Source organism: Paenibacillus sp. Cedars (assembly GCF_003184205.1).
In the GTDB taxonomy this organism is placed as follows: Bacteria; Bacillota; Bacilli; order Paenibacillales; family Paenibacillaceae; genus Paenibacillus_AQ; species Paenibacillus_AQ glucanolyticus.
This window is the reverse complement of record NZ_CP020866.1, coordinates 292750-318708: the sequence shown is the minus strand read 5'-3', so window position 1 is coordinate 318708 and position 25959 is coordinate 292750. Positions and strand designations below refer to the sequence as shown.

Below are 25959 nucleotides of genomic sequence, written 5' to 3'. Positions count from 1 at the left end.
TAAAAAGGGAGTGACCCGATTTGTTCCTGCTAAGGACAACGGGACACCCCCTTATAACTTCAATTACTGTCCTAAAATTTGTTTGCCTTTGTCTATGAAGTCTTGTGCGATCTGCTCCGGCGTCTTCTCACCCGAGAACAACGCCTGGATGTTCGGCTTCACCACTTGCTCCTTGAATTTCTTCTGGTTGCCGGAATCTTTGGCATCGAGGCTCAAGGTCACAGGAATGTCTTTGAAGTTCGCAAAAATTTCTGCTGCTTTGATGGTCGATTCTGTTCCAAGTCCTTTGCCTGCATAGAATTCCGCCTGTGATTTGCGAACGAATGGCAGCACCAGTTCATTGGCGGAATTACCGGCTTTCGCGCCGCTCAGGCCTTCCATGATCAGGAAGGTATTCTTCGCATGCTCTTCGCCCTTATCCTTCTTCTGCTTGAAGGCTACGTAGCCTTCGCCGAACATGGAGGTTTTGCGCTCTGCCCCGTCGTTGTGCGGAACCGGCAGCAGAACAAAGTCGATTTTCTCGCCTTGCACCGTACCGCTGTCAATGTCCTTCGCACGGTTTTGCAGCATCACATCGTAATAAGGGATTGCCTTGGATACGATGGCGGCTTCCTCTGCATAGAACCAGTCCATCCGTTTAGCGGGTTGAATCGCCGCTGTCTCAGCCGGCATATGCCCGGCTTTCATCAGATCGGAAACAAACGTCATCGTGTCCAGAATGCGCTCATCATTCCATTGAAACTCGCCTTTATCGTTCAGGACGTCCGGCATCCCGTTGCTGCGTGTCAGCATTTCGATGAAGTCAAGGGAAGTTCCGTCCGTTACCAGCGCATAGCGCTTTTTGCCGTTCGGGAGCTTGGTGGTCAGCTTATCGGCAGCTGCCTTGAATTCGGTCCAGGTCCAGCCGTTCTCCTGAATGGACTTCCAGTCGATGCCTGCTTCTTCAAGGATCTTCTTATTGCCGCCCCATGCCCACAGGGATTGGTACAGCGGAAGACCGTATTGCTTGCCTTGGATTTGACCAAGCTCGAGTGTACCCGGGAGATAGTCGTTCTTTATCTCGTCTGTGATATAAGGGGTTAATTCCAGTGCCAGACCGGTATCCACATAAGCACCGTCCACCGCATGGAAATAAAGATCAGGCGGATTACCGGCATTCAGGGCTACATCGAACTTCTTCGGACCTTCAGCCCATGAAAGCACTTCGGTTTCGACTGTAATGTGCGGGTATTTTTCTTTCAAATCCGCTACATGCTCTTTCAATTCATCTTCATATTTACCATGTACCGGATAAGTCCAGACAACAACCGTGTCCTGCTTCGGTGCAGCCTCGCCATTTCCTTCCGAAGCTGTTCCGCTTCCGCCTTCAGGAGCCTTCGCCCCGCCGGAACCGCCGCAAGCCGCGGTGAACACGAGCATTAAAGAAGCCAACAATGTAAGCCAACCTTTTTTCTTCATGTACTACTCCCCTTATCATTTATATATTTGTGGTTTCGCTATGAACTACAACCGCTTGATCGCTTGCCGGCTCTCATCCAGGTATTTCACTGAATTCTCGTAATTCCGGCTGGCGACGCCAAGATATAAAATATCGATAAGATTCAACTGCGTAATACGAGACGACATCGCGCCACTGCGAATTTCGTTCTCCGTCGAGGAGGTGTACAAGGGAATATCCACCGATCGGCTTAAGGTAGAGTCACCGTATTTCGTAATGCCAATCGTCTTGCATCCTTTCTCTTTGGCTATGGCTGCTGCGCGAATCACTTCATCCGTTTCACCGGAATAGGAGATGCATACGGCCGCATCATCTGGAGTCAGCAGCACCGCCGAGGTGAGCTGCACATGAGGGTCCGGAAAAGATATACATACCTTATTAATCCGCAAAAATTTCTGCTGGGCATCCATCCCGATCAGATTCGAAGCCCCTACCCCGAACATGAAAATACGCTTAGACTGATCGAGGGCCAGTACGGCCTCCTCCACCTTCCCTTCCTCCATAATCTTCATCGTATCCCGAATCGATTGAATGTTATTGTTCGAGACGTTCTGTATAATTGCAGAAATGCTGTCATTGGGCCGAATATCCTGATATCCGGTGGCTAATGGCTCCTGCAAGTCTCCGGCTACCTTCAGCTTCAGATCCTGATAGCCCTTGAATCCCATCGTTTTGCACAGGCGAACGATAGCAGCCTGACTGGAACCGCTTCGGACAGCAAGATCCGCGACCGACATCTGTATCATCTCTGCCGGTTCCTGCAAAATGAAGGCTGCAACCTTGCGCTCGGACGGATTTAATGAATCATACACCTCACGCAATCGAACCAATCCGCCGTTCATTCCTTGCCCCCCTTTACTCATAATCCTCTGATGATCATTCATATGTAATATTACTTTACACCTATTGAATGAAAGCATGACTGGTATCGCTTTCAATATCAGTGGATTGAGTTCATTATAAATTGTATGAAATTATATTTCAATACATAATTGATGATTTAAAATTTTATTTTACAACACTTCTTTTTTCTCCTATACTGGATATAGAAAGCGAAGTGGTTCAATATGGAAATTCATATCGGTGTTGATGGTGGCGGCACAAAGACTGATGCAACCGCTATCCACAGCAGCGGAGAGGTATTGTCCCGTTTTACCGGAGGTTCCACAAATCCTTATATTGTAACGTTCGATAAAGCGATGGCGGAACTCCAGAACGTGTTGGATGGGCTCCTGACACCTCTGAATGATGAGTCATTTTCATTAACATCAATATGTCTTGGGATGTCAGGTATAAGTTCTGTGGATGAACGTCGGCGTGTTCAATTACACCTTCTTTCCTATTTTCAGCAGCGGCTGCCCTCCATACGCATATACATGCGTTCGGAAGCCGAGATTTCATTAATGGCTGTGCTGGAGCGTCAGCATGGAATGCTCGCCATCTCGGGAACCGGCTCCAATACTTACGGTATCACCCAATCCGGAGATATCCACCGCGTCGGCGGCTGGGGGCATCTTCTCGGGGATGAAGGCAGCGGTTACCAAATTGGGCTTCAGACCCTGAAATCGGTAATCAAGAGTCATGAAGGCATTACACCGCCCACTATCATGACCAGCCTGATTGTTGAATCCTACCCTCTCCAGCATATTACCGATCTCAAATCTTACATTTACCAGCCCGCTATAACGAAACAGCATATCGCTTCCTTCGCCCGCTGCTGCATTGAAGCAGCGGAAGCCGGGGATGAAGCGGCACTCCGTATCATCCGGCAGCAGGCTGAAGAGCTGGCCGATACAACTAGCGCTCTCATCAGGCAGCAAGCTGAATTCGAAGAGAGTGATCTGGTATGGATCGGCTCGATATTCAAGCATTCGCCAGATTTCCGGAAGGCGTACTGCGACTCCCTGCTAATGCGTTATCCTCAGCTGCGATTTCCCGAAGGGAACCGTGAACGAACACCCGCGCATGGTGCGGCCCTGTTAGCCTGCAAGCTATTTACAGACGGCGTCTCTGACTTGCTGTAGCATTCACATCATCAGTGCCCGTCCATATTCCAAGGCAAAAAAGGAGACCTGTCTCATGACGAATACTCTAAGTCAATTGACAACCGAACAGCCTCATGAACATACGCAGAACATTGATCAGTTGAGCTCAGAACAAATTATGATCCTTATTAATAACGAGGATAGTCTGATCACCGAAACGATTCGTGAACAGATCCCTCTTATAGCCCGAGCAGCGGATCTCGTGGTAGAAGCTTTCGAGAATGGCGGCAGATTGTTCTACATAGGCGCAGGAACCAGCGGTCGAATCGGTATCCTTGACGCATCCGAATGCCCACCTACCTACGGGACGGATCCGTCCATGGTGCAAGGGTTGATCGCAGGCGGCTTCAGAGCCGTGAAGGAGGCGATTGAAGGTGCGGAGGATAGCGAGGAATTGGGTGCCCAGGACATCAATGAAAACGGTATCAGCAAGAAGGACGTTATCATTGGGATCGCCGCCAGCGGACGCACGCCTTATGTTCTTGGAGCTATGCGACGTGCCAAGGAACTCGGAGCGGTTGTTGTCGGGCTCTGCAATAACTACGAATCGCCCATGCATCAGTATGCGGATTTTGTGATTGAAGCCGTCGTTGGCCCTGAGGTCATTATGGGCTCCACGCGCATGAAGGCCGGTACATCGCAAAAGCTGATCCTCAATATGCTGACAACAACGGCCATGATTCGAATTGGCAAGGTGTACAAAAACCTGATGGTCGACCTCAACCCTTCGAATAACAAGCTTGTGCATCGTGCCAAACGCATCATTACGCTTGCAACAGGTGCATCGGAGGAGGAAGTGGAGAAGGCTTACCATGAAGCCGGTGCCCATGTCAAAACAGCAATTGTTATGCTCTTGGCGAATGTCAGTGCTGCGGAGGCATCCACGCTGCTTGATGGTACCCGCGGATTCGTTCGCGGTGCGATTGATCTAAAGGCGTCCAAGTAAAGCAATGGGCTTGTTATGCTGTGTAAGCCTTCCATGAATAGAAACGGGATATCTCCAGGTCCATGTTGGCCTGTACGATATCCCGTTTATTTTTTGCTGTTTTATCGGATACTCACTGCCTATGATCTCATCTGTCCATGCCCTGCTTCATTCCAACCTGTTGTTCGCTCCATTCCCACAGGCGAGCGGCAAGTTTTGTATCCCTTGCCTTCTCTGTGGTTTTGTCCGGCTGGCACTTGACGTAATATTCCCCTGTCACATGCTCTACTTCAGGACTAGAGGCCAGATAAATCGCTGTCCGGGCACCTTCGAGCGCCGTTAAGAAGAACGGGCGAAGCAGCTTATAGACCGCTTTACCGAAGCCTGTATCCCGGTTTACACCAAGACTGGTGCTTACGGCGCCGGGATGGAGTGCATTGACCGTCACCCGCGTCGGCTGCAGTCGGCGCGCCAGCTCTTTGGTGAATAAAATATTGGCCAACTTCGACTGCGCATAACCCTTGGCCACATTGAATCCCTTCGCCAGATTAGGATCTTCCCAGTGGATGCTTCCAACCTTATGCGCCCCCGAGGATACGTTCACGATCCGACCCTGCCGTGCACGCTGGAGGGGTTCAAGCAGCTCGTTTGTCAACAGGAAATGACCTAAATGATTAACGCCGATCATGGCTTCGTACCCGTCCTTCGTCAACTCCCGCTTAATGGTAACCACACCGGCATTGTTCACCAGAACATCGAGTTTGTTGTGCTTGGCCTTAAAATCGGCAGCAAATGCCCGAATGCTGTCAAAAGAGCCCAGATCCAGCGTCATCAGTTCAAGCTCTGTGCTTCCGCTCTCTTCCAGCGCCTGGTGAAGCGCCGCTTCCCCTCTGGATTGGCTCCGGCATGCCATCACAACATGCGCCCCCAATTTGGCAAGCTCAATCGTTGTAGCCAGGCCCATACCAGAGTTAGCCCCTGTTACAATAATGATACTCCCTGCCATGTCATTCATCCGCAGACCTCCTCTTACTTCCTACCCTATCATGCTAACAAAAAATCCCGCCACCAACATTAATTTGGAGACGGGACTTAGATAACGTACAGATGTAATTCAGACAAAGGATCAGCGCCTTAGGCTCCGCTCCCATTCATCGCCAGTATGATCGCAGCCAGACCGAAACACAGATTCAGCAAGCACAGAAATACCAGTGTCTGCTTCTGATTCAGCCCCGTTGCCAGCAAACGATAATGCGCCTGGGAAGCGTCGGCCTGATAAATCGGTTTGGATTGAAGCATTCTGCGGATAACCACAATGATATTATCGAAGATCGGCACACCCAGAGCAAAGATGGGAACGAACAAGGAAGCCAAGGTGGCCCCTTTAAACGCGCCATCCAGAGCAATGATCCCTAGTATAAACCCAAGGAAGGTTGCACCGGCATCCCCCATGAATACTCTGGCCGGCGGCTTATTGTACCGCAAATAGCCAAGCGCAGCACCCACGAGAACGACCGCAAGCAGCGCGGATTCGCCTCTGCCCATCGTAATGGCCACTACAAACAACGTGCCTCCGGATATGGCTGAGAGTCCTCCGGCTAGTCCGTCAATGCCGTCCGAGAAATTAATGACGGTCGTTACACCAAAAATCCATAATATTGTCAAGATGAGCTGCAGCCATTCCGGCAAATTGATATATTGCCCCGTGAACGGATTGTTGAATCCTTCAAACGCAATGCCGTAGCTGTATACAACGACAGCCGCGCTCATCTGAACAATGAACTTCGGCAGTGAAGCCAGTTCCTTGCCCTGGGACTTATACCAATCGTCCACAAGACCAATCCCAAGAATCAGGGCACTACCGATAAAGATACCTACCGCTTCCCTGGAAATGGTACCGGTAAGTGCAAAATATGTGATAAAAAATCCGATGAATATGGCGATGCCCGCTGTCAGCGGTATCGGTTCGCGGTGTATTTTCCGCTCGCTGTCCGGCCTTGGCTTGTCCACAAAATCAATCTTGATCGCAAGTTTGCGAAATGGCGGAATCAATACCAGGACCAGCACCATGGATATGACAAACGCTGCTAAATAGAGCATGGTTTCCTCCCAATAAATGATGAATAATGGAGAACATTGCAATCTAAGTATATGACTTATAAGGAACTCTATCAACCTATCAAAAGAAAAAGACTGCCACATCAGTAGAATGATCTACTTAGCAGCAGCCCTCCGGACTCACAGGTTAAGACTCCTTCTTGTTCACCACAAGTCCGATGATCATAACGATAAGTGCCAGCAAAGCAATCAACTGATCGATGGTCATGGCGGAAAGCCTCCTTATGACAGGATGGCTCTTGCCCGGACTATACATCTCACTCTCCCGTTAAATGCCTTACTTACTTTCCCCACTACCATCCTATGAGGGCTCGCTCCCGATTTATGACGAGATCCCAGAAAAAAAACCTGCCCCCGTTCAGCGAACGGTTGAAAGGGCAGGTGGTACATCGTGCTGACACACCGGGCAGAGCTCCCTCTCCCCCTATCTTGAAGAGTCTTCGCTTCGCCTGACGGTGATCAGCGTTATGGCTTGATCGGATTAGGATTTAACCTACTCCGTTACGATATCATAGATCAATACAGGTGCATCCGCATGATCAGCAATTCGAATGCTTTCATACAGCTTCTGCTTCACGTCGTCCACGTTCTCGCGGTTGGCATGAATCGTGACGAGGGAGTCACCCTTCTTCACGGTGTCGCCAACTTTCTTGTTCAGCATCAGGCCTACAGCCAGATCTATCTCGGATTCCTTCGTTGCACGTCCGGCCCCAAGCAGCATCGCCGCGGTACCGATCTCATCCGCTACCAGTTCGGCGACAACGCCGTCCTGCTGTGCAGGAAGCTCTATCAGATATTGCGCCTTCGGCAGCCGGTCGGGATGATCCACCACAGACGAATCGCCGCCTTGGTTCTGGATGAACTCCTTGAACTTCTCCAGTGCCTTGCCGTTTCGGATAACCTCACGCAGCTTCTCCTCGGCATCTTCAAGCGAGTCTGCCTTCTGCGCCAGATAAACCATCTGTCTGCCCAGAGCCAGGCACAGCTCCTCCAGATCCTTCGGACCTTCGCCGCGCAGCGCATCAATCGCTTCCTGAACCTCCAACGAGTTGCCGATCGCAGCCCCAAGGGGCTGGCTCATATCGGAGATGACGGCCATCGTTTTGCGGCCGACGTTGTTGCCGATGCTAACCATGGCATGCGCCAATTCCTTGGCGTCCTCCACGGTTTTCATGAACGCGCCCGCACCGGTTTTAACATCCAATACGATCGCATCGGAACCTGCAGCAATTTTCTTGCTCATGATAGAGCTGGCAATCAGCGGAATGGAATTGACGGTTGCCGTCACATCCCGCAGTGCATACAGCTTTTTATCAGCCGGGGTGAGGTTCCCGGTTTGGCCGATTACAGCAATTTTATGTTGATTCACAAGGTTCACAAATTCGTCTTTGCTGATCTCCACGTGGAAGCCTTCAATGGACTCCAGCTTGTCAATCGTTCCTCCGGTATGACCGAGACCGCGTCCGGACATCTTCGCTACGGGAATGTCCAGAGCCGCTACGAGCGGTGCCAATACAAGCGTTGTCGTATCGCCAACACCCCCGGTGGAGTGCTTATCAACCTTGATTCCCTCAATTGCGGACAGATCAATCGTTTCTCCGGAGTTTACCATCGCCATCGTCAAGTCCGCCCGCTCCCGGTCGGACATGTCCTGGAAATAGATCGCCATATTCATGGCACTTACCTGATAATCAGGAATATCTCCCTTGGTATATCCATCGATAAAGAAATTGATCTCTTCTGTTGTCAGTTCCTTGCCGTCGCGTTTCTTCGCAATTAAATCAACCATTCTCATCGTACATTCTCCTCACTGTTTGCGATGATTGTGTTCTTTCTATGGGCAGCACTACAAAGGCGAATGGTTCGACCGATCGCTGCTGCCCCCGGATTCCTTCGTCATTCCTTACAACGAAATCGCCGTATCCAGCGCTACTTCCATCATCTCGTTAAACGTGGTTTGGCGCTCCTCGGAGGAAGTCTCTTCCCCTGTCAGCAAATGGTCACTTACCGTCAGGATTGTCAGGGCATTCACACCGAACCGTGCCGCAATCGTGTAGAGAGCCGTTGTCTCCATCTCTACGCCCAGCACGCCATGCTGCATCAGCTTCTCAACCACCGACTTGTCCTCACGGTAAAATACATCGGATGTGAACACATTGCCGACATGCATCTTCAAGCCCTTGTCCTTGCCGCGCTCATATGCACCAAGCAGCAGCGGGAAGCTGGCAATCGGAGAGAAATCATAGCCGCTAAAGTGATGGCGGTTCATACCGGAATCCGAGCATGCTGCCTGAGCCAGAATGACGTCGCGCACACGAACATGCTCCTGCATCGCGCCGCAGGTTCCGACACGGAACAAATTTTTGACGCCATAATCACGAATGAGTTCGTTGACATAGATACCGATGGAAGGCACGCCCATGCCCGAGCCCTGCACGGAGATGCGCTTTCCCTTATAAGTTCCCGTAAATCCGAGCATCCCCCGCACTTCGTTGTAGCAGGTTACATCCTCCAGATACGTCTCGGCAATAAATTTAGCCCGCAGCGGATCGCCTGGCAGCAGAATCGATTCTGCGATATCTCCCGGCTTCGCTCCAATATGTGTACTCATGTGCAAATTCCTCCACTTTTCGATTTATTTCAAATCATTCAAAAAGCTTATGCCATGCTCCGGCAGCTTCACCCCGAAATTGTCTGCAACCGTGGCCCCAATGTCGGCAAAGGTCTTGCGCAGCGGCAACTCCTTGCCTTCCGCAAAACGCGGGGAGTAGACAAGCAGCGGTACGTATTCCCGCGTATGATCCGTCCCTTTGTAAGTAGGATCATTCCCGTGGTCTGCCGTGATGATCAGAAGATCATCGTTTGTCATTTTCTCGAACACCTCTGGCAGGCGCTGGTCATAATCCTCCAATGCCTGGCCATATCCTTTCGGATCGCGGCGGTGCCCGTACACCGCATCGAAATCCACGAGGTTTATGAAGCTCAGACCCTTGAAGGAATCATCCATGGTCTGCACCATTTTGTCCATGCCGTCCATATTCGATACGGTTCTGACAGCCTTCGTAATGCCTTCACCATCAAAAATATCGGAGATTTTGCCGAGGGCAATCACTTCGAGTCCTGCATCCTTCATCTCGTTCATGGTTGTGCGTCCAAAAGGCTTCAAGGCATAATCATGCCGGTTCGCGGTACGCTTGAAGCTGCCAACCTCGCCAGTGAACGGACGCGCAATAATCCGGCCGAGCATATAAGGATCTTCCAGCGTAATTTCGCGGCAGAATTCGCAAATTTCATACAGTTCCTTCAGGGGAACCACATCCTCATGCGCCGCGATTTGCAGCACAGAGTCCGCCGAGGTATAAATAATCAGCGCGCCTGTCTTTACATGCTCCTCGCCAAGCTCTTCAATGATCTCCGTTCCGCTTGCCGGCTTGTTGCCGATAACCTTGCGTCCGGTCTTCGCTTCAATTCGCTGAATCAGCTCATCCGGAAAACCGTCCGGGAACACTCGGAAAGGCGTATCAATATACAGGCCCATGATCTCCCAATGACCTGTCATCGTATCCTTGCCGTTCGAAGCTTCCTGCATCTTCGTATAATAGGCCCGAGGTTTATCGGCAGCAGGCACTCCTTCGATCTCCCGGATGTTCGACAGCCCAAGCGCTGCCATATTCGGCATGTTGAGCCCCCCGCATTCGCGGGCGATATGCCCCAGCGTGTCAGATCCGATATCATCAAAATCAGCCGCATCCGGTGCCTCACCGATGCCTACAGAATCCAGTACAATCAAGTGAATTCGGTCAAAACGTTCCATATCCATGCTCCCCCTCATATATGATCTCAAAAAATCAAACTATCCATAAGGCTCGCTTGTTGTTTACTTCCATCCCTTGATTACAGGAACAGTCCGGCAATCGTTGCAGACAGCACGCTTACCAGCGTTGCACCGTACAGCAGCTTCAAGCCGAAACGTGCAACCACATTCCCCTGCTTCTCGTTTAGCCCCTTCACCGCACCGGCAATAATGCCGATGGAGGAGAAGTTTGCGAACGACACCAGGAATACGGACACGATACCAATGGTGCGCTCGGACAGATTCGTGAAGTTGGACAGCTCAAGCATGGCTACGAACTCATTCGATACAAGCTTCGTTGCCATAATACTGCCGGCGTCCACTGCCTCTTTCCAAGGCACACCCATGACAAAAGCAAAGGGAGCAAAGATAAATCCTAGCAGCTCTTGGAAAGATATCCCGAAAATCATATCAAAGATGCCGTTGATCATCGCGATCAATGCAACAAATCCGAGAAGCATCGCGGCAACGGTAATCGCTACCTTGAAACCGTCCATGATGTATTCGCCCAGCATCTCGAAGAAGGATTGCTTCTCCTCTTCCTGCACTTCCAGGATATCCTCATCCTTCTCCACCTTATATGGGTTCACGATGGAAGCAATAATAAATCCGCCAAACAGGTTGAGTACCAGCGCGGTCACCACGTACCGCGGCTCGATCATGGTCATATACGCACCTACGATCGACATCGATACCGTGGACATCGCGGAAGCACAGAGCGTATACATACGGTGCTTCGGAATTAAGGCGATCTGTTTTTTAACCGATATAAACACCTCGGATTGCCCCAGGATCGCGGAAGCTACCGCATTGTAAGACTCCAGCTTTCCCATGCCGTTGACTTTACTTAAGACGAGACCGATATATCTTACGATAAACGGCAGTACCTTAATATATTGAAGTATACCAATCAACGCGGAAATAAACACGATGGGCAGCAGAACGTTCAAGAAGAACGGACCTGCACCTTCATTGGCAATGCCACCAAATACAAACTCGATTCCGGCTCCCGCGTAGTCAAGCAGCGCTTTAAACGTATTCGCTATCCCTTTGACAAGATACTCGCCGATATTGGTGTTCAGCAGGATAAATCCCAGGATCAGCTGCAGCACAATCATTACAGCCAGCGGACGATAACGAATTTTGCGCTTATCATTACTGATAAGGAACGCAAGACCGAATACGACCAGCAAACCTAGTATGGCGATTAAAAATTTCATCGTCGTTGTTCCCCCATAGGTGAATTTTTATGATATAACACGGTTACCCGATGATCATTCAGAACTGCTGGTTACATTAATAGGATGAGCTGGACTGGCCGCCCTCCATGATTTTCACGCCGGAGCTTGCACCGATTCGGGTTGCGCCCGCTTTGATCATAGCTTCCATATCTTCTTTGCTGCGTACGCCGCCGGACGCCTTAACGCCGGTGTTCTGACCAACGGTCTTGCGCATCAAGGCAACATCTTCCGGAGTAGCTCCGCCTGTAGAGAAGCCTGTAGAGGTCTTAACAAAATCCGCTCCCGCTTTCACGGACAACTCGGATGCACGCACCTTTTCTTCCTCGGTCAGAAGGCTTGTCTCAATGATGACCTTAACCAGCGCTTTGCCCTTAGCTGCATCCACTACAGCTTGGATATCCTTAAGCACGAGCTCATCATTACGATCTTTAAGCGCCCCGATGTTAATGACCATATCCACTTCTCCAGCCCCATTGGCAATAGCGTCCTTCGCTTCAAATGCTTTGGCTGCTGTTGTCGAAGCTCCCAGCGGGAAGCCGATAACGGTACATACTTTAACCTTAGTGCCCGCAAGCTGCTCAGCACAGTAGGATACCCAAGTCGGGTTCACACAAACCGAAGCAAATTCGTATTTTTTGGCCTCATCTGTAAGTTTCGTAATCTCGGCTTGGGTTGCATCCGCCTTCAACAGTGTGTGGTCAATCATTCCTGCTATATTCATCTGGTTAAACACTCCCTAATATAATTTTTGTAATTTTGTAAAAGCGCTCTCATTACGCTTAAACCTGTAGACGGGACCATCATATCACAGCTATGAACATATGTAAAACACATGGTGAAAATATGTTCATTCCGATTTATGGCAATGATATTTATCATTGTTCGCTTAACAACTTGCCATCATTCAGGAATAATCTAACAACTCTTTGTTTACTATGCTCTATACCCTGTCGGGGTAAACATAAACAGAAGATACGGTCCCTTCACTAGTCCGTCACATATTCCACAGCACAAACACACCTCATGAAGGTGAGCACGAAGCCGATCCGCTTCGATGATCACCGCAATGAGGTGTGTTTGATCCTTCTTGTGCATCGACATGCACGATTTCATGAAAGCAAGGCTTGCGCCGTAAACTGATCCGTCACAAGTATGTTGGCATATTTACCGATTAGCGCAGCTCTTATGGCATCTACCTTTCGCTGTCCGCCTGCAACGAGAATGGATTTCTCCTTGTGCCGCAAATCCTCCAAATCGATGCCGACCGTACGGCTGTTGATATCCTCACTGCACACCCGGACCTCGGCGTCAAAAAACCGGGAGCAGATATCACCTGCGCCGACCTGCTGCAGCAGCTTCTGTTCTTTCTCGCTCAGGTAGCCGAGTCGAAAGAGGAGCGCATCTTCATGCACCGTGCCCACCGTAAACATGGCAATGTTGGCTTGTTTGCCTAATTGAATGATTCGCTGGATATGCCTGTCCCTCTCAACCATTTCCTTCAGTTCCATCGTGTCAAATATGACGGGCAGCGGCAAATATCTCGCCATCGTATGGTACGCCTCCGCGAAGAGATTGACAATCTCCGCTGCATACGTGTTCACATGCGAATGACTGACCCCGCCCTTCAGCTGCACGACCTCTACGCCACGGACCGATTTCTGCTGCAGCTGCAGCGCCACGGCATGCATGGTCGTTCCCCAGGTCACGCCGATAATGTCGGCATCCTGAACCGTTTCATGCAAATAATCGGCTGCCCTTTTGCTGATATGCTTCTGAATTTCACGATACTCATTGATGGGAGAATAGCTAATAAGCACTTCCTCCAGCTTGTATACCTTCTTGACCCTCTCGCCCAAAGCATCGAGATTCTCAAGCGGGTCCACAATGCTGATCTGCACATACCCCTGCTCTTTAGCGTGCTGAAGAAGCCTTGAAACCGTAGGGCGTGAAACGCCGAGCCTGGTGGCGATATCCTGCTGGCTGTAATCCGACATATAGTACAATCTTGCGGCCTCGATACTGAGACGCTGTTTATCCTGTTCCATCATCCAACCCACTTTGTTGTGTCGTATACAATTTGGGTACATTATACAGCGTTCTTATGCGGATTTCGATAGCCATGCAAAAGAAGCACATAAATTTGCGATATGTTCGCAATTTGATGTGCAGCATCATAGGAATTCCTGTGTCAACCAACTGCCTCCTTGCAAAAACAGACAAGCACCCGCGCAGCACATGCTATCGCTGAAAACTCAGTCGCTTCACGCGTTAACAACGGGCACTTGCCACTTACCATCTACCAGCCTATACCGGCTGATTGTATTCGAGCGGAGATACTCGGCCATAGGAAGCCTTGGCGCCTTGGATCGGAGCCGCCCAGCCTACGGCGTTCACGATCACCTGCTGAATGTCCGGCAGATGATAGGTAGGGAACGCTTCGTGACCCGGTCTGAAATAGAACAGCTTGCCGCGCCCCCGCTTATAACAGCAGCCGCTGCGGAACACCTCGCCGCCTTCAAACCAGGAGACAAACACCAGTTCATCCGGTGCCGGAATCTCAAAGCGTTCTCCGTACATTTCCTCCTGCGGAACTTCAATATACTCTCCGAGCCCGCTAACGATAGGATGGCTTGGATCAATAACCCATAAACGTTCCTTCTCGCCATCATCACGCCATTTCAGGGCGCCAGTATTCGTGCCAAGAAGGCGCTGAAAAATCTTCGATCCATGCCCGGAATGGAGCACAATGATCCCCATGCCGTCCAGTACGCGCTGGCGTACTTTTTCCACGATATCATCTCTCACTTCACCATGTGCCACATGCCCCCACCAGAGCAGAACGTCTGTTGAAGCTAGCACTTCATCTGTCAGACCATGTTCCGGATCATCCAAAACGGCTGTACGTACATAAAACTCGGCATCCTTCTCCAGAAAGTCCGCAATCGTCCGGTGTATGCCTTCGGGGTAAATTTTTGCAATCTGTTCATTATGTCTCTCGTGCCGATATTCATTCCATACCGTTACATTAATCCTAGCCATGGTTAGTGACCTCCCAAAGTATGATCATTCTGCGTTCTTCCGACCAAAATCAGCAAATAACATCCATCGTTCGTTGGCAAACCATTTAAATTCACCCCAAGTATAGGCTGTGTTACAATGAACGGGAATGTGAGAAAGTTACTCTTTTTGTACAAAAACGACTTTGCGTTTTTTTGGGGGAGAGAGGGTGTATTCGTGCTATCGATGAACGCGGACTATGTACCAAGAATCAAACTCATGGGATTTGTCTCCTACAAGAACCCCTGGATTCATTTCAAGCGGAATACGCACGAGTTTATTCTGTATTTTGTGAAGAGCGGCGAGCTTCATCTTCAGGAGAATGGTGTGGCCCATGTGCTCAAGAAAGGCGACTTGCTCGTGCTTGAACCGCATCTGGACCATGAGGGGACCCGCAAGCATGCCTGCGACTACTACTATATTCATTTTGAACATCCGGATATTCATCCAGCACCGGACCGTCCCTTATCCCTGCTTGCCAAACAATGGATAATAGGTGAGAGCGACCCCGCAGGCAAGGATAGCAACAGGCAGCTATACTTCCCTAAGACCTGCACCTTGACTCAGAAAAAAAGCCTCCATCATATGCACCATGCCCTGGGTGAAATGCTGCAACTGTACCGACGCAAGCACTTCAACCGCAGTTTGACCGCGCTCAAATTCATGGAAATGCTGATCGAGCTGTCCCGCGAGAGCCTCTTCGACGAGCTGGAGAACGACAGCCCGCATACCAAGTCCTACATGAAGGTGCATGCATTGCTGGATTACATCCATGAACACTACGCCCAGAAGATCATCAGCTCGGAAATCGAGCTGCGCTTCGAATGCAATTATGACTACATCAACCGGGTGTTCGCCAAGCTCACTGGCCTTACGATCATGCGCTACGTGAACCAAGTCCGGATTCATCATGCCAAGGAGCTGATTGAGGCCACCCATCTCAGCTTCGGGGAGATCGGGTATCTGACCGGCCTGGATGATCCATTCTATTTCAGCAAGGTGTTCAAAAAATACGTTGGCATGTCCCCCAATCAATACTATAAACAGGTGCATGAGAAGAAATAAAGCGGCGGTCAGCCGCTTTTTTTGTTGGAAAATATCAGGCATAAATGGAACATTAAATGGACGGAATGCGTTAGTTTAAGTAGCGAATGCCAAGGAGGGGATTATCATAAGATTCAAGTCGTTGTATGTTGTGCTCAGTGTTGTAGTCGTTTTTCTCATATCAGCTTGCGCCAATGGCGTTACTGGCTCAGATTCGCAGATCGGGTTAGCGGAGCCTTATCGCTTGGCGCTGGATGAATTAATATCAACCGATACAGCCCTCAATGACGGCATGGAGTTCATTTCACTGGATTTCGATGAAGAGCTTCCATCAGAGGATTCAGATAAGCAAAGCATCGAGGAATACCTGCAAAGCCGATATAACGTGAAGATTTATCATCTCACCTATGAACAATTGGTTGCGCAAGGGTTATATGACGCTGGTGATACCAAACGTAAAGGGATTTTACTGAGCATCGAAAAGCAGGAGCAATCGGATCAGAACAACATGACTATCGAGGTAAGCAAGTATCGTTCGAATGAGGGCGGGCTCACCGCAAAAGTAACTCTAGCTTACCAACAGGATCAATGGAAAGTGGTTAATTCTACGCCTACAAAAGAAAGTTAAGGGAGTATTTCCGGTTTTGCCGAAAACGCTGAATGTAGTAACGTTTGGATACGGAATGGCAGTACATTTGGGGAAGTTATTCTTGCCCCCATGCTGTTCGGGCTAACCCCTATCTTCTCTGCTGTACATATTCTCGTCTTGCAATCGAACGAGCACCTTACCAAAGCTGCCTCCTTGCCGAAGCGGAACCTCGTCAGTCGGATAATGATTGTCCAGATGCCTCGAGACGATGCCACGAACCCGCTCATCCACAGTCAAGCCGTGCATATTCAACCATTTGATCGTATCATGGAATGCCGCCTCTTTGGAAAGCGTTGTTGTTTTCACCTCTCGGGTTACCAGCGATTGATAAGAGTAGCCCTTCAGCAGCAGTAATTGGGTCAGGTAAATCATCTCCAAATGCTCGGTCTTTCGGGGGCGATCAGTGACAAGCGGCCATATCTCGTCAACCAAGCTGTGCTCCCTGAAACCTACCGCCAAGCTCATGTAGCAGAACGCCCTCGCGCAGCTCAGTACCCTCTCCACACTGGCCCAATCAACCAAAACCGGGCACATGGAGACAAAGACAAGATCAAAGGCTCGCTCCCATCCTTTTGCCTCAAGATCAATATTTTCGAAAGGTTCGTGTACCACCTTGACCGTTCCATTGACCAAGGCTGAACTATTCTGCTGCAGGAGCTCGACCAACGGAAGGGAGGTTTCCACCGCGGTTACATCCGCTCCCCGCTCCGCGAAAGGTACGGAAAAGCCACCCGACGCCGCACCTATATCCAGAACAGAAGATCCTGAAAATTCAACGCCCTGGTCCTCCAGCCAGTTCATAATCCGTCTAGCCCTTTGTCTGCCTTCTTCGCTGAACACTTCTTTATCGAATGACTTAGCCGATGAATCAAATGAATGAGCCGGGTCGATGCCGGCCCTCTTCATCTTGTTTACACCCGTATACGGATCTTCCTTCCATGCTTTTTCCCATACCGCCGAATCAAACAGTTCATGGCTCATTGTATACATCACCTATTTTCTCACGATTTTTATGACTCAATTGAAAAACCAACATGGAGGTCTATTCATAATCATTTTTCACATGGGGTCGGGAATGGCTAAACGTTCCTGTCCTTCTGACCGATATGTGAACACGCTTCATGAAAAGAGAAAGGACGAAACCTGCAATCGCAACAACAATCGGGCGTTCTGGCCCAGGATTGTCATGCTCGCCTTCACCAGCTCGGGCAGTAACGTATCTCCATGAAATGAAATCACTAAGATTTAGCGAGGTTCATTTTCGGCGGGATATATCCGAGCTGCCTGCCTATTTTCACAATTTGTCCTCTATGATGAAATTCGTGCGTGATGGCATGGGTAAATAGCCATAATTCGGTTAACTCTACGCTGTCACTCTGCCAGGATGCTTGAACGGTAGGATCCCATTGGTTTTTAAATTCATTCAGAAATTCATAAACCAGGGCATCCGTTTTCTTAAAAACTTCACGCATTCCCTGCACATTGTCAACGGATTCCGGTTTTAATCTGGAAAGTGATTTGCCAAGGCCACGATTCCCCAACCATACCCGATAACAATCAGCTACATGAACATGCAGACTCCGAATAGAAACTCCGCCCAGGGCTTCAACTTCTTTAACATAATCTGTGGGGGACATAGTTTCGCAGTAACGAAATAATGATTCCCTTGTACGCTTAATCAAATCATACTGGCTTTTGAATACATCCATCTTCTTCCCCTCCTTTTGATAATAAGCTACGTATGATTAAATTGCGGATTTCCCCACCTAGTTAATCGCCATACAAAGCGCTAAAAAATACCGCCGTTAATAGCGATGCACATAAAATTAGGATGTCGCATCACTACTCTTCGCCCCCCGAACAGCCCACATTCCGCTATTCCGAATCAGCTTACGCACGGATTCCACCTGGAAAGATGGAAGATGATGCCCCGACATCAGATATACCACGCGGCCAGAGCCATATGTATGTGCCCACGCAGCAGGCCACCGCTGGCCATCATGCACATATTCGGCAAGTATAACCGCTGATTCATGCGGACTCAGCTCGAACCGGAACGGTTCTTCATCTATTGTAAAATCGCTTAAGTTCTCCACAATAGGGTGACTCCCCCGATTATATCGAATTGGCAGTGACGTATAGTCCGGATGTCCCGTAACCCTGCCGCCGATTAATTTTTCGAGCTCTTGGCTTTGCTGCAGTGAGATACCGTTATGGATGACTAGCAGGCCGCCACCGTTTCTCACATAGGATATGAGCGCTTGCACCTGATCTGGGGTGATCTCCAGATCCGAGAAATCCGCGTACGATATGAACAGATCATAGCCCTCCAGCTTATCCTCCTGAAGCACGGCGTAATCATCCGTACATTCAACGTCCATAGGTTCAAATATGGTTTGTAATTCGTGATCAATATGCGCAAAAGGATGATATTTCGCTCCCTCGTATTGTCCAAGCGCAATTGCTTTCATATTGATATTCATATTCATAGTCTCCTCTCCTTCCCATTGATCAGGGTCGCTCTTGTCCTTCATAATCCATCAAGATCAGCTGTTCGCCAAGGTGCGCATTGGGGGGTCCATCACAAGCTAAAAAATAATGCGATCGGCAGACACATCCGGCAGCACGGCCGCTAGATAACCATCACTTGTCACCCATGGGCTAACGGCTTCGTTTAAATCGATACCCGCCATTCACCCCCATTATCGATTCAATCATGCCCGTTAAAAATCATATTACAGACTTCAAAGACTCTTATTGTCTTTAATTGACTTAAAAAAAGGAAGGATCATATAACGATGTTATGTTCACGTACAAGATCCGACATTTTCTGATTTCTCAACAGTTCTTCCATCTTCTCTTCTGCCGACAACACCACCTTCTGAATCGGGCATCCTGGTCCATGATCGAAACTGCAATCGAACAAGGAAGCCGAACCTTCAATCGCATGGATAATATCCAGAAACGAAATATCTTCCCAATTTCGTTTGAGGCGATAGCCGCCATTCACCCCCGTTATCGATTCGATCATGCCCGCCTTCACCAACTTGGTCAGTATTTTGGACAGATAGGTGGGAGACACACTTTGTCGCTCCGCCAACTGCTGTACGCCTATTGGCTTCTGGGGAGTCGCCGCAGTAAGAAAGAGCATCGTATGGAGGGCATAGTCTGTAGCCTTGGAGTACTTCATTCAACATCACCTCAATTAGGGACTTCACAGGTCTATAATAGCTATTTTGTTTCATTACGTCAAGAAGAAAACATGCGCTTTACGCCATATTGAACCATATTCATGTTTCTGGCTTGCATACATCGAGTTTCTTCACATGATCAATTTTGAGCTCAAGCCCTTCTTAGTCTCACTTCGTACACTATCCTTTTTGATAGTACCTATCAATAATGTGCGTACTATTTTTTTATATACTTTCAATCTATACTAACCTTACTTCAAGTAAAGGAGAGAAAAAAATGACGAATATCAAAAGCTACAATCACAGTCTTTGGGATCACGGCATCACCCAGGGTTACTCCGTAAACGGAACTATCTACATTTCGGGGCAATTTTCCCACGACACGGAGGGCACGTTCGTTGGCAAAGGCGATATCGAGGCACAAACCCGGCAAACGCTGGAAAATCTAGATCGCGTACTGGCGGGATTTGATGTCACGAGGTCGAACCTCGCTTATGTGGAGATCTATTTAACAAACGCTGAAGAACATTTCGATCCGGTCATCAGACTGTTCAAGGAATACGTAGGACAACACCGGCCGGCTGGCTGTCTCCTCGGCGTGACCTATCTTGCGTCCGCTGAACAATGGATTGAAATAAGCGCCGTTGCACACACGGACTAACTCGTCACCGTGGTCGGCACAGCAGGTGCGGCCCGAGCTTTGGATCACCCTCCGGTTTAGACAAAATTATAGATCGTAAAAACACAAAAAGCCGCAACGATGCGGCTTTTACGTGTGTATCATTTTCTCGCAAGGCTGCTCCGGCCATTTCATTATCGTTCAATCGATATCCCCTTTAATAGCAGCTTGACCGCATTGACATGCAGAGCTGCATACTCGTCCCCGCTTAGATTTGGCATCGTTAGGCAGAGCTGCGTTGCTCCAGCCAATGTGGACATTACACCAAAACTCAACGTTTCGATATCTTCATTAATAAAGACGCCTTGGTCGATCCCCGTTTGCAGCACTTGCCTTATTGCACGATAGGCTGCTTCTGTGATCTCTCTCAATGTAGCCAATGACTCGGATTCGCTAGAAAGTGTTCTGGCATACTCTTCGAGTGCTTGGACTAATGGACTTTCACAATCTCTGCCGAATAAATCAGCCATTTCAATCAGCTGTTCGCTGGGAGACGTGGAATGCTCCATCAAATGAAGCCACTTTTGTGACATTTGTTCCGCATGCTGGGTAAGCAATTGGAGAAAGAGCACCTCTTTATTTTTGAAATGATGATACAAATTGCCTTTACTCATCTGTGTCGATGCACACAAGTCGTCCATTGTGGCTCGGTCATAACCTTTTTCAATAAATAATAACTTGGCATGGTTTAATATGATCGTTTTTGCTTCTTCTGCTGGCAGTCGCCTTCTGGTCATATGTTCCTCCCGGAACCTTATGGACGGTTCCTTTGATGCTTGAAAAATTGAAAAGCCCCATATGTGATAACAATAGCAAAAATCCCAAAGAATGCAAACGGCATATCCAGCGTGTGACGGTATACAATGCTCTGCAGTCCCATATTATCCAACGTCGATGATCCATATCCCCAAATGGATGTATTAAAAATATTCGTGGCAAAATGGATCCCGATGGGAGCAGCCAGACCATTGGTGTGGTAAGCAACGATTCCCAGAAAGAAGGCCCCCAGCAGGTAATACAACGGTCCAAAAATCCCATAGTTTAGCATTTCGGGATTAAAACCATGGATCAGGGCAAAGGTTAGGGAAGTGGCAAAGATGGACCAGAATACCCCGCCTCTTAATGATCTGAACATACGGTACATATAGCCTCTGAAGAAAATCTCTTCAGCAGCACTTTGCAGCAAAATCAAAGGAGCGGTAATGAGGAGTACACCTAACCATGGAAGCGGATCAAAATGAAGCGTAAAAGCTTGAGGATGTACGCCTATATCCACAAGCAAATACAGGATAAGGGCAAATAAATACCATAAAAAATAACGTACAAACTTCCGGAAATCAGGCCTATTACCTTCAAACAAAAATGTTCTAAAACGAATTTTGAAGAAATATCTGGTGACTAGGAAAACTCCGAGAATCAGGAAAACAAAGGACAAATACAGCGTGATCAGACCAGGCAGTCCTGAGCGAGTAGCGGGAATCAAGTTATGAAGCAGACTGAGCCACAATAAAGTGTCGCCCTGCCAAATCATAAAAATGATGATGAAGCCTGCTAAAGATTTGACGCTGAACGGTATCAGCGGTTGAAGGCCATATTTTTTTTCCAATGACATTCACCCATCTCTCATTTTATTTACCGACTATATAGTCGGTAAATAAAATATACATAGCTGATTTTGGTCTGTCAACATTGAACAAGAGTTTTGACGCTCACTTATCTTTGCACTTCTCCACATATGTTCACAAACACTGGATAACTTTCATGGAATATGCGACTTAAATTCAATTTACACGAATCTAGCGTGGATAATGTTCATAACTCTGTGTATAAAGAACTCCAAAACGATGTTATGCACAGTCCATTAAGAGTCTCACTGCTGTGAGAGCTTGAATTATCCACAATATAGAATTTGGATTTTTCTGCATATCGCTAAGGTATATTAAAAAAAGCGAAGACAAGGGAAGCTCCTCCCTGTCTTCGCTTATGAATTTAGGCCTGCCCGCGGCAGCGCCCGATTTCGGGTCATATGATGTAACCTGTCCTATATCAGGCCCGCATACTCCAATCCATGGCGAATGCCGCCATCGTTCACATGCCTGGTTACATAATCAGCAAGCGGCTTCACTTCCTCATGCGCATTATCCATGGCAATACCGAGCCCTACATAAGACAGCATTTCCTTGTCGTTAAGCCCGTCCCCGAAGGCCACGGCTTCCTCGGCGGTAATCCCGAGATGCTTCAGCACAGCCTCGATCCCCTTGGCTTTCGAACCGCCTCCCGGAATGACATCCATAGCGACCCGATGCCAGCGCACAAAGCTCACATCGCTGAACGGAGCCTCTGCAGAGGTATACAGCTCTTCCTCATGCGCCTCACAGTACAGCAGCGCTTGATATACCTTGGCCTCTTTCCAATAGCTGCTGCGGTATCCAGGAACTTCGACCCTCAGATCGTAGAAAGACTCGGCAACATACGGATGCTCCTCATGGTTTGCAAATCCCGCTTCCGCACCTTGCATCACAATCGGGTGATTGTGCGCAAGCGCCGTATTTTCCAACAGCTCCAGCGTCTTCTCGGAGATCGGGTGCTCGTATACCGCTTTCCCTTGATACACGACATAAGATCCGTTAAAACTTACGAAGGAATCGACACCTAGCTGCCTAGCATAATGCTCAAAATAGTACGGCGCCCGCCCTGTGGCAATAAAAACGTCGATCCCGTTCTTTTTCAACTGATGAATCGCATCGATCGTATCCTGTGGAATTTCCTTCTCTTCATTCACAAGCGTTCCATCTATATCAAAAAACACGGCTTTGTACGTCATCGTATGGTTTCCTCCTGTTAATTTTCTCTTTATTTGCGCCCGTAATCGGCCTTAATCTCTCCCCAGCTCTTCGTCTGCCATTTCAACACCTTGTTCTCATAGGTATTGGTTCTAAGCCAGTGCTCTGCCCGGTCCACCAGATCCCAGATTTCCTTGGTTGATGCATCCCGCGGGAGTGTAGACACCACCTTCTTCTGCTTCAGCCACTTGAGCGCATTCATGGAATCGCTGTACACCGTTTTGGTGCTTCCTATTTTCTTTAAATAAGCTAACGCATGAACGATCGCCAGAAACTCGCCGAGGTTATTCGTCCCCTTCTGGATGGGTCCGCATGAGAATAGAATATCCCCGGTTTGAGTATCTACACCCTTATATTCCACAGGTCCCGGATTTCCCCGCGTTCCCACGTCCACTGAGATGCTATCGTAATCGATCTCTCCCGGATCTATGTCAGGTGAAGCACTGCTTCGCTTGAAACCCTTGGATGCTGAACTTCCGGCACCGCTTCCGGACTGCTGTCCCCAGTAATTCTTATAGCCCGCAGCATAAGCCTTCTCCGCTTCGCTTCGGGATTCGAACGCCTTGAATTTAGCGCCAGTAAACTGGTTCACCTGCTGCTGGCATTCGGCCCAGCTTGTATAAATTCCGGGCACCTTACCTACCCAGACTACATAAAATTTCTGCTTCGCCATCATAAACCTCCATCCTGAGCTAACCTCTCTAGCGTACTATATCACATCCCCCAAAACCAACAAAAAAAGCGCCATCGTCTCCGATCCGCTTTCTGTGTTTGACCTTATGCAATTGTTCTTGTTTCGTAGGTTTGACTCTCACATGCTGTGACAGTGAACTATAATCTTCATTGGTCTTTCTCATCATCGCGGCTGACCATGTGCCGGCACGTTCCGCTTGGCGGAGCGCTTTTTGTGTTTTGGTACGGGCCATGAGGCTCACACTCCTTATATTATGGAATTCCCCTATATTGTACGGCAAACCCGAAGGGAATGGAACGAAAAGCTCGCGCAGACTCCCACTCCCTTTACACAGCTGTTCATTTCCATCCATCAAACGCAAGGGCCTTGTCCCGATAAACGATCTTCACTCCGTCATGCGTCTGGTATTCCAGCCCGTTCAGCTTCGCCTCAGCCTCGTCATCACGTTCGTCACTTCCGATCGTGACCTTATCCTGATCTACATTCGTGATGGTCCACGATCCGCTCGCGTTGTCCAGCGAATATCTTCGGTTCGTCTGCGACAGCAGTCTCTCCTTCAGCTCCCTGGATTCCGAGACGTAGACATAGACACCATCTGCCCCTTCGCTTCCATAAGGCTCCGAAACGCGGATAACGGCCTTCTCCTCGTCCATCCCCATAGAATGAATCAGCCCGAGCATATGCTCCTTGTGCTTCTCGTACTCCTCCTTGGGCATCCCCATCAAATCCGCAGCACGATATTCCTTCTCGTTATATCCGAAAATAATGCGGTCGCTGATAACATCCCTGTACGAATCGCTGACAATCCCGTCCAGCTCCGCCTGATACTTCGGGTAGTCCGTCTGAAAATGCAGCAATTTATATTCGGCCGTCTCCAGCTGCTCAACCTGCTTCACAATTTGTTTCTTCTCCGGATCTGACAGAGCTGACTCGCTGCACGCGGACAATGCCAGCACAGATAACGCTGCAAGCAGCGATAATAATAAAGATTTCATATTTTGTCTCATCTGTGTCTTCCTCCCCTTTCTTTCTATAAAGCTATGATATAATACGGAATCATTGGAGAATAGACCCAATAAGGATAGGAGGGTTCAACCGATATGAAATTGGAGCGGCTCATATCCATGATTTATATGCTGCTGAACAACGAAATTCTCTCGGCGTCTGCCTTGGCTGAGAAATATAACGTATCCCAGAGAACCATTTATCGGGACATTGACGCAATCTGCGCAGCCGGCATTCCGGTTGTATCCTATCAAGGGGTAAACGGCGGATATGGCATCATGGAACAGTATAAGATGGACAGAAGCCTGCTTGGCTCTTACGACGTCAGCGCCTTAATCACGATCCTGCACAGCATGTCAACCGTGTTTGAGGATGAACGGGCAATGGATACCATACAGCGGCTGCAGACCATTGACCGTTCCGGCAGCTCTGCATCGCAAGGATTGTCCATGGATATCGGGAGCTGGCGGTCACACCATGAATCGCTTCGTCTTCTGCGCGGCGCCATTACGGATCAACACGTGATTTCCTTTCAATACATCAGCGCCAAAAATGAGCGGATTTACAGGAAGGTTGAGCCCCTTCGGCTTATGTATAAATATAGCGTCTGGTATGTGTACGGATTCTGCAGAACCCGGGCCGACTACCGGGAATTCCGCATATCAAGAATGTCGGAGCTCTCTGCTTCCGCTGAGCCCTTTCAGCGCAAACATTCGGAGGAGCACACCCAAGGCCCCCATCTTCAAGAGCGGCAGCACCACAGGAACGAAACGCATGCATGGAAAGCTTCCTCAGATGGCATTGAAGTCGTGCTGCATGTATCAACTCAAGCTTTGGCGAAGGCAATGGACCATTTCTATGATGTCCAGCGGGAATTTTGTGAGGACGGATCACTCCGCCTTACATTTAAAATCGACCATCCGGACTCCGGGTGGCTCTGGTCCACCCTGCTGAGCTTTGGTGAGGATATCGAGATCATAGAGCCTGCCAGCTTAAGGACACGCATGCAATCGAAGCTAGAAAAAATGCTGCAGCTTTATGCAAAAGTATGACAGTCCGCTGTCATACTTTTTTATTTACACTGATCTCAACAAAACCAAATCACGAAGCTAAAGGG

The 25959-nt window shown here is 48.9% G+C and carries 28 protein-coding genes; 6 read left to right on the top strand and 22 right to left on the bottom strand.

The genetic code is table 11. The features are described 5' to 3' along the window. Nucleotides 1-63 precede the first annotated feature (63 nt). Entirely contained in the window at nucleotides 64-1458 is a 1395-nt protein-coding gene (locus B9D94_RS02985; RefSeq protein WP_148246430.1) for an ABC transporter substrate-binding protein, read from the bottom strand. A gap of 45 nt (nucleotides 1459-1503) precedes the next feature. Further along, a complete protein-coding gene (locus tag B9D94_RS02980) occupies nucleotides 1504-2340 on the bottom strand; it encodes a MurR/RpiR family transcriptional regulator (protein WP_036643553.1) in 837 nt (278 codons plus the stop codon). A gap of 225 nt (nucleotides 2341-2565) precedes the next feature. Between B9D94_RS02980 and B9D94_RS02975 the strand changes: the two genes are divergently transcribed. Together B9D94_RS02975 and murQ are read left to right on the top strand one after the other, a co-directional pair. Further along, nucleotides 2566-3522, top strand: a complete 957-nt coding sequence (locus B9D94_RS02975) for a BadF/BadG/BcrA/BcrD ATPase family protein (protein WP_148246429.1) — start codon at nucleotides 2566-2568, stop codon at nucleotides 3520-3522. Between the two features lie 55 nt (nucleotides 3523-3577). Then, nucleotides 3578-4489: an N-acetylmuramic acid 6-phosphate etherase gene (gene murQ, locus B9D94_RS02970; protein WP_148246428.1), complete on the top strand. Its 912-nt coding sequence runs from the start codon at nucleotides 3578-3580 to the stop codon at nucleotides 4487-4489. A gap of 127 nt (nucleotides 4490-4616) precedes the next feature. Here murQ and B9D94_RS02965 read toward each other — a convergent pair whose 3' ends face one another. The 10 genes from B9D94_RS02965 to B9D94_RS02925 all read right to left on the bottom strand — a co-directional run bounded on the left by B9D94_RS02965 (nucleotide 4617) and on the right by B9D94_RS02925 (nucleotide 14719). Further along, nucleotides 4617-5483, bottom strand: a complete 867-nt coding sequence (locus tag B9D94_RS02965; RefSeq protein WP_172963900.1) for an SDR family oxidoreductase — start codon at nucleotides 5481-5483, stop codon at nucleotides 4617-4619. 119 nt (nucleotides 5484-5602) lie between these two features. Then, nucleotides 5603-6568, bottom strand: coding sequence for an MraY family glycosyltransferase (locus B9D94_RS02960; RefSeq protein ID WP_063477812.1), 966 nt, complete (start codon nucleotides 6566-6568; stop codon nucleotides 5603-5605). A 145-nt stretch (nucleotides 6569-6713) separates the two neighbouring features. Beyond that, nucleotides 6714-6842: a hypothetical protein gene (locus tag B9D94_RS31735; RefSeq protein ID WP_255308638.1), complete on the bottom strand. Its 129-nt coding sequence runs from the start codon at nucleotides 6840-6842 to the stop codon at nucleotides 6714-6716. A gap of 237 nt (nucleotides 6843-7079) precedes the next feature. After that, nucleotides 7080-8381, bottom strand: a complete 1302-nt coding sequence (locus B9D94_RS02955) for a pyrimidine-nucleoside phosphorylase (protein ID WP_006212803.1) — start codon at nucleotides 8379-8381, stop codon at nucleotides 7080-7082. Nucleotides 8382-8489: 108 nt separating this feature from the next. Then, nucleotides 8490-9197 carry a purine-nucleoside phosphorylase gene (deoD, locus tag B9D94_RS02950; RefSeq protein WP_006212804.1) on the bottom strand — a complete coding sequence of 236 codons (708 nt, stop codon included), beginning with the start codon at nucleotides 9195-9197 and terminating at the stop codon, nucleotides 8490-8492. 24 nt (nucleotides 9198-9221) lie between these two features. Continuing rightward, nucleotides 9222-10400 carry a phosphopentomutase gene (deoB, locus tag B9D94_RS02945; protein ID WP_148246427.1) on the bottom strand — a complete coding sequence of 393 codons (1179 nt, stop codon included), beginning with the start codon at nucleotides 10398-10400 and terminating at the stop codon, nucleotides 9222-9224. 80 nt (nucleotides 10401-10480) lie between these two features. Further along, entirely contained in the window at nucleotides 10481-11659 is a 1179-nt protein-coding gene (locus B9D94_RS02940) for a NupC/NupG family nucleoside CNT transporter (protein ID WP_063477813.1), read from the bottom strand. 76 nt (nucleotides 11660-11735) lie between these two features. Continuing rightward, nucleotides 11736-12401, bottom strand: a complete 666-nt coding sequence (gene deoC, locus B9D94_RS02935) for a deoxyribose-phosphate aldolase (RefSeq protein WP_036643563.1) — start codon at nucleotides 12399-12401, stop codon at nucleotides 11736-11738. Nucleotides 12402-12789: 388 nt separating this feature from the next. Then, entirely contained in the window at nucleotides 12790-13725 is a 936-nt protein-coding gene (locus tag B9D94_RS02930; RefSeq protein WP_148248719.1) for a DNA-binding transcriptional repressor DeoR, read from the bottom strand. 259 nt (nucleotides 13726-13984) lie between these two features. Then, complete coding sequence (locus B9D94_RS02925; RefSeq protein ID WP_006212809.1) at nucleotides 13985-14719, bottom strand: ThuA domain-containing protein; 735 nt, start codon at nucleotides 14717-14719, stop codon at nucleotides 13985-13987. Nucleotides 14720-14923: 204 nt separating this feature from the next. Here B9D94_RS02925 and B9D94_RS02920 point away from each other — a divergent pair, with 204 nt between their 5' ends. After that, nucleotides 14924-15802, top strand: a complete 879-nt coding sequence (locus B9D94_RS02920) for an AraC family transcriptional regulator (RefSeq protein ID WP_006212810.1) — start codon at nucleotides 14924-14926, stop codon at nucleotides 15800-15802. A gap of 223 nt (nucleotides 15803-16025) precedes the next feature. Next, nucleotides 16026-16409 (top strand): hypothetical protein, encoded by a 384-nt coding sequence (locus B9D94_RS02915; protein ID WP_172963899.1) that lies wholly within the window; start codon nucleotides 16026-16028, stop codon nucleotides 16407-16409. Between the two features lie 102 nt (nucleotides 16410-16511). Here B9D94_RS02915 and B9D94_RS02910 read toward each other — a convergent pair whose 3' ends face one another. The 4 genes from B9D94_RS02910 to B9D94_RS02895 form a co-directional block, all read right to left on the bottom strand. After that, complete coding sequence (locus tag B9D94_RS02910) at nucleotides 16512-17411, bottom strand: class I SAM-dependent methyltransferase (protein WP_006212812.1); 900 nt, start codon at nucleotides 17409-17411, stop codon at nucleotides 16512-16514. Nucleotides 17412-17668: 257 nt separating this feature from the next. Next, the gene (locus tag B9D94_RS02905) at nucleotides 17669-18139 is read right to left on the bottom strand and encodes a DinB family protein (RefSeq protein WP_006212813.1); all 471 of its coding nucleotides are present in this window, start codon (nucleotides 18137-18139) and stop codon (nucleotides 17669-17671) included. Between the two features lie 117 nt (nucleotides 18140-18256). Next, on the bottom strand, nucleotides 18257-18913 hold the full coding sequence (locus tag B9D94_RS02900) for a ThuA domain-containing protein (protein WP_253806100.1): 657 nt from the start codon (nucleotides 18911-18913) through the stop codon (nucleotides 18257-18259). A 305-nt stretch (nucleotides 18914-19218) separates the two neighbouring features. Then, nucleotides 19219-19620, bottom strand: coding sequence for an Rrf2 family transcriptional regulator (locus B9D94_RS02895; RefSeq protein ID WP_006212815.1), 402 nt, complete (start codon nucleotides 19618-19620; stop codon nucleotides 19219-19221). A gap of 278 nt (nucleotides 19621-19898) precedes the next feature. Here B9D94_RS02895 and B9D94_RS02890 point away from each other — a divergent pair, with 278 nt between their 5' ends. Further along, nucleotides 19899-20282: a RidA family protein gene (locus B9D94_RS02890; protein ID WP_036643570.1), complete on the top strand. Its 384-nt coding sequence runs from the start codon at nucleotides 19899-19901 to the stop codon at nucleotides 20280-20282. 152 nt (nucleotides 20283-20434) lie between these two features. Here B9D94_RS02890 and B9D94_RS02885 read toward each other — a convergent pair whose 3' ends face one another. The 6 genes from B9D94_RS02885 to B9D94_RS02860 form a co-directional block, all read right to left on the bottom strand. After that, nucleotides 20435-21037 (bottom strand): TetR/AcrR family transcriptional regulator, encoded by a 603-nt coding sequence (locus B9D94_RS02885; RefSeq protein ID WP_006212817.1) that lies wholly within the window; start codon nucleotides 21035-21037, stop codon nucleotides 20435-20437. A gap of 17 nt (nucleotides 21038-21054) precedes the next feature. Beyond that, nucleotides 21055-21912 carry a CPBP family intramembrane glutamic endopeptidase gene (locus tag B9D94_RS02880; RefSeq protein ID WP_148246425.1) on the bottom strand — a complete coding sequence of 286 codons (858 nt, stop codon included), beginning with the start codon at nucleotides 21910-21912 and terminating at the stop codon, nucleotides 21055-21057. 429 nt (nucleotides 21913-22341) lie between these two features. After that, the gene (locus B9D94_RS02875; protein WP_036643575.1) at nucleotides 22342-23124 is read right to left on the bottom strand and encodes a Cof-type HAD-IIB family hydrolase; all 783 of its coding nucleotides are present in this window, start codon (nucleotides 23122-23124) and stop codon (nucleotides 22342-22344) included. A gap of 29 nt (nucleotides 23125-23153) precedes the next feature. Further along, nucleotides 23154-23816, bottom strand: coding sequence for a ribonuclease H (gene rnhA / locus B9D94_RS02870; protein ID WP_006212819.1), 663 nt, complete (start codon nucleotides 23814-23816; stop codon nucleotides 23154-23156). A 28-nt stretch (nucleotides 23817-23844) separates the two neighbouring features. Next, nucleotides 23845-24069 carry a hypothetical protein gene (locus B9D94_RS02865; protein WP_006212820.1) on the bottom strand — a complete coding sequence of 75 codons (225 nt, stop codon included), beginning with the start codon at nucleotides 24067-24069 and terminating at the stop codon, nucleotides 23845-23847. A 106-nt stretch (nucleotides 24070-24175) separates the two neighbouring features. Further along, nucleotides 24176-24844: a hypothetical protein gene (locus tag B9D94_RS02860; RefSeq protein ID WP_148246424.1), complete on the bottom strand. Its 669-nt coding sequence runs from the start codon at nucleotides 24842-24844 to the stop codon at nucleotides 24176-24178. 93 nt (nucleotides 24845-24937) lie between these two features. Here B9D94_RS02860 and B9D94_RS02855 point away from each other — a divergent pair, with 93 nt between their 5' ends. Next, on the top strand, nucleotides 24938-25894 hold the full coding sequence (locus B9D94_RS02855) for a helix-turn-helix transcriptional regulator (RefSeq protein ID WP_148246423.1): 957 nt from the start codon (nucleotides 24938-24940) through the stop codon (nucleotides 25892-25894). Nucleotides 25895-25959 lie beyond the last annotated feature (65 nt).

Coding starts and splice junctions, on each gene's coding strand:
- B9D94_RS02985 (WP_148246430.1), bottom strand. CDS start 1,458: ATGAAGAAAAAAGGTTGGCTTACATTGTTGGCTTCTTTAATGCTCGTG.
- B9D94_RS02980 (WP_036643553.1), bottom strand. CDS start 2,340: ATGAACGGCGGATTGGTTCGATTGCGTGAGGTGTATGATTCATTAAAT.
- B9D94_RS02975 (WP_148246429.1), top strand. CDS start 2,566: ATGGAAATTCATATCGGTGTTGATGGTGGCGGCACAAAGACTGATGCA.
- murQ (WP_148246428.1), top strand. CDS start 3,578: ATGACGAATACTCTAAGTCAATTGACAACCGAACAGCCTCATGAACAT.
- B9D94_RS02965 (WP_172963900.1), bottom strand. CDS start 5,483: ATGAATGACATGGCAGGGAGTATCATTATTGTAACAGGGGCTAACTCT.
- B9D94_RS02960 (WP_063477812.1), bottom strand. CDS start 6,568: ATGCTCTATTTAGCAGCGTTTGTCATATCCATGGTGCTGGTCCTGGTA.
- B9D94_RS31735 (WP_255308638.1), bottom strand. CDS start 6,842: ATGTATAGTCCGGGCAAGAGCCATCCTGTCATAAGGAGGCTTTCCGCC.
- B9D94_RS02955 (WP_006212803.1), bottom strand. CDS start 8,381: ATGAGAATGGTTGATTTAATTGCGAAGAAACGCGACGGCAAGGAACTG.
- deoD (WP_006212804.1), bottom strand. CDS start 9,197: ATGAGTACACATATTGGAGCGAAGCCGGGAGATATCGCAGAATCGATT.
- deoB (WP_148246427.1), bottom strand. CDS start 10,400: ATGGAACGTTTTGACCGAATTCACTTGATTGTACTGGATTCTGTAGGC.
- B9D94_RS02940 (WP_063477813.1), bottom strand. CDS start 11,659: ATGAAATTTTTAATCGCCATACTAGGTTTGCTGGTCGTATTCGGTCTT.
- deoC (WP_036643563.1), bottom strand. CDS start 12,401: ATGAATATAGCAGGAATGATTGACCACACACTGTTGAAGGCGGATGCA.
- B9D94_RS02930 (WP_148248719.1), bottom strand. CDS start 13,725: ATGGAACAGGATAAACAGCGTCTCAGTATCGAGGCCGCAAGATTGTAC.
- B9D94_RS02925 (WP_006212809.1), bottom strand. CDS start 14,719: ATGGCTAGGATTAATGTAACGGTATGGAATGAATATCGGCACGAGAGA.
- B9D94_RS02920 (WP_006212810.1), top strand. CDS start 14,924: ATGAACGCGGACTATGTACCAAGAATCAAACTCATGGGATTTGTCTCC.
- B9D94_RS02910 (WP_006212812.1), bottom strand. CDS start 17,411: ATGAGCCATGAACTGTTTGATTCGGCGGTATGGGAAAAAGCATGGAAG.
- B9D94_RS02905 (WP_006212813.1), bottom strand. CDS start 18,139: ATGGATGTATTCAAAAGCCAGTATGATTTGATTAAGCGTACAAGGGAA.
- B9D94_RS02900 (WP_253806100.1), bottom strand. CDS start 18,913: ATGAATATCAATATGAAAGCAATTGCGCTTGGACAATACGAGGGAGCG.
- B9D94_RS02895 (WP_006212815.1), bottom strand. CDS start 19,620: ATGAAGTACTCCAAGGCTACAGACTATGCCCTCCATACGATGCTCTTT.
- B9D94_RS02890 (WP_036643570.1), top strand. CDS start 19,899: ATGACGAATATCAAAAGCTACAATCACAGTCTTTGGGATCACGGCATC.
- B9D94_RS02885 (WP_006212817.1), bottom strand. CDS start 21,037: ATGACCAGAAGGCGACTGCCAGCAGAAGAAGCAAAAACGATCATATTA.
- B9D94_RS02880 (WP_148246425.1), bottom strand. CDS start 21,912: ATGTCATTGGAAAAAAAATATGGCCTTCAACCGCTGATACCGTTCAGC.
- B9D94_RS02875 (WP_036643575.1), bottom strand. CDS start 23,124: ATGACGTACAAAGCCGTGTTTTTTGATATAGATGGAACGCTTGTGAAT.
- rnhA (WP_006212819.1), bottom strand. CDS start 23,816: ATGGCGAAGCAGAAATTTTATGTAGTCTGGGTAGGTAAGGTGCCCGGA.
- B9D94_RS02865 (WP_006212820.1), bottom strand. CDS start 24,069: ATGGCCCGTACCAAAACACAAAAAGCGCTCCGCCAAGCGGAACGTGCC.
- B9D94_RS02860 (WP_148246424.1), bottom strand. CDS start 24,844: ATGAGACAAAATATGAAATCTTTATTATTATCGCTGCTTGCAGCGTTA.
- B9D94_RS02855 (WP_148246423.1), top strand. CDS start 24,938: ATGAAATTGGAGCGGCTCATATCCATGATTTATATGCTGCTGAACAAC.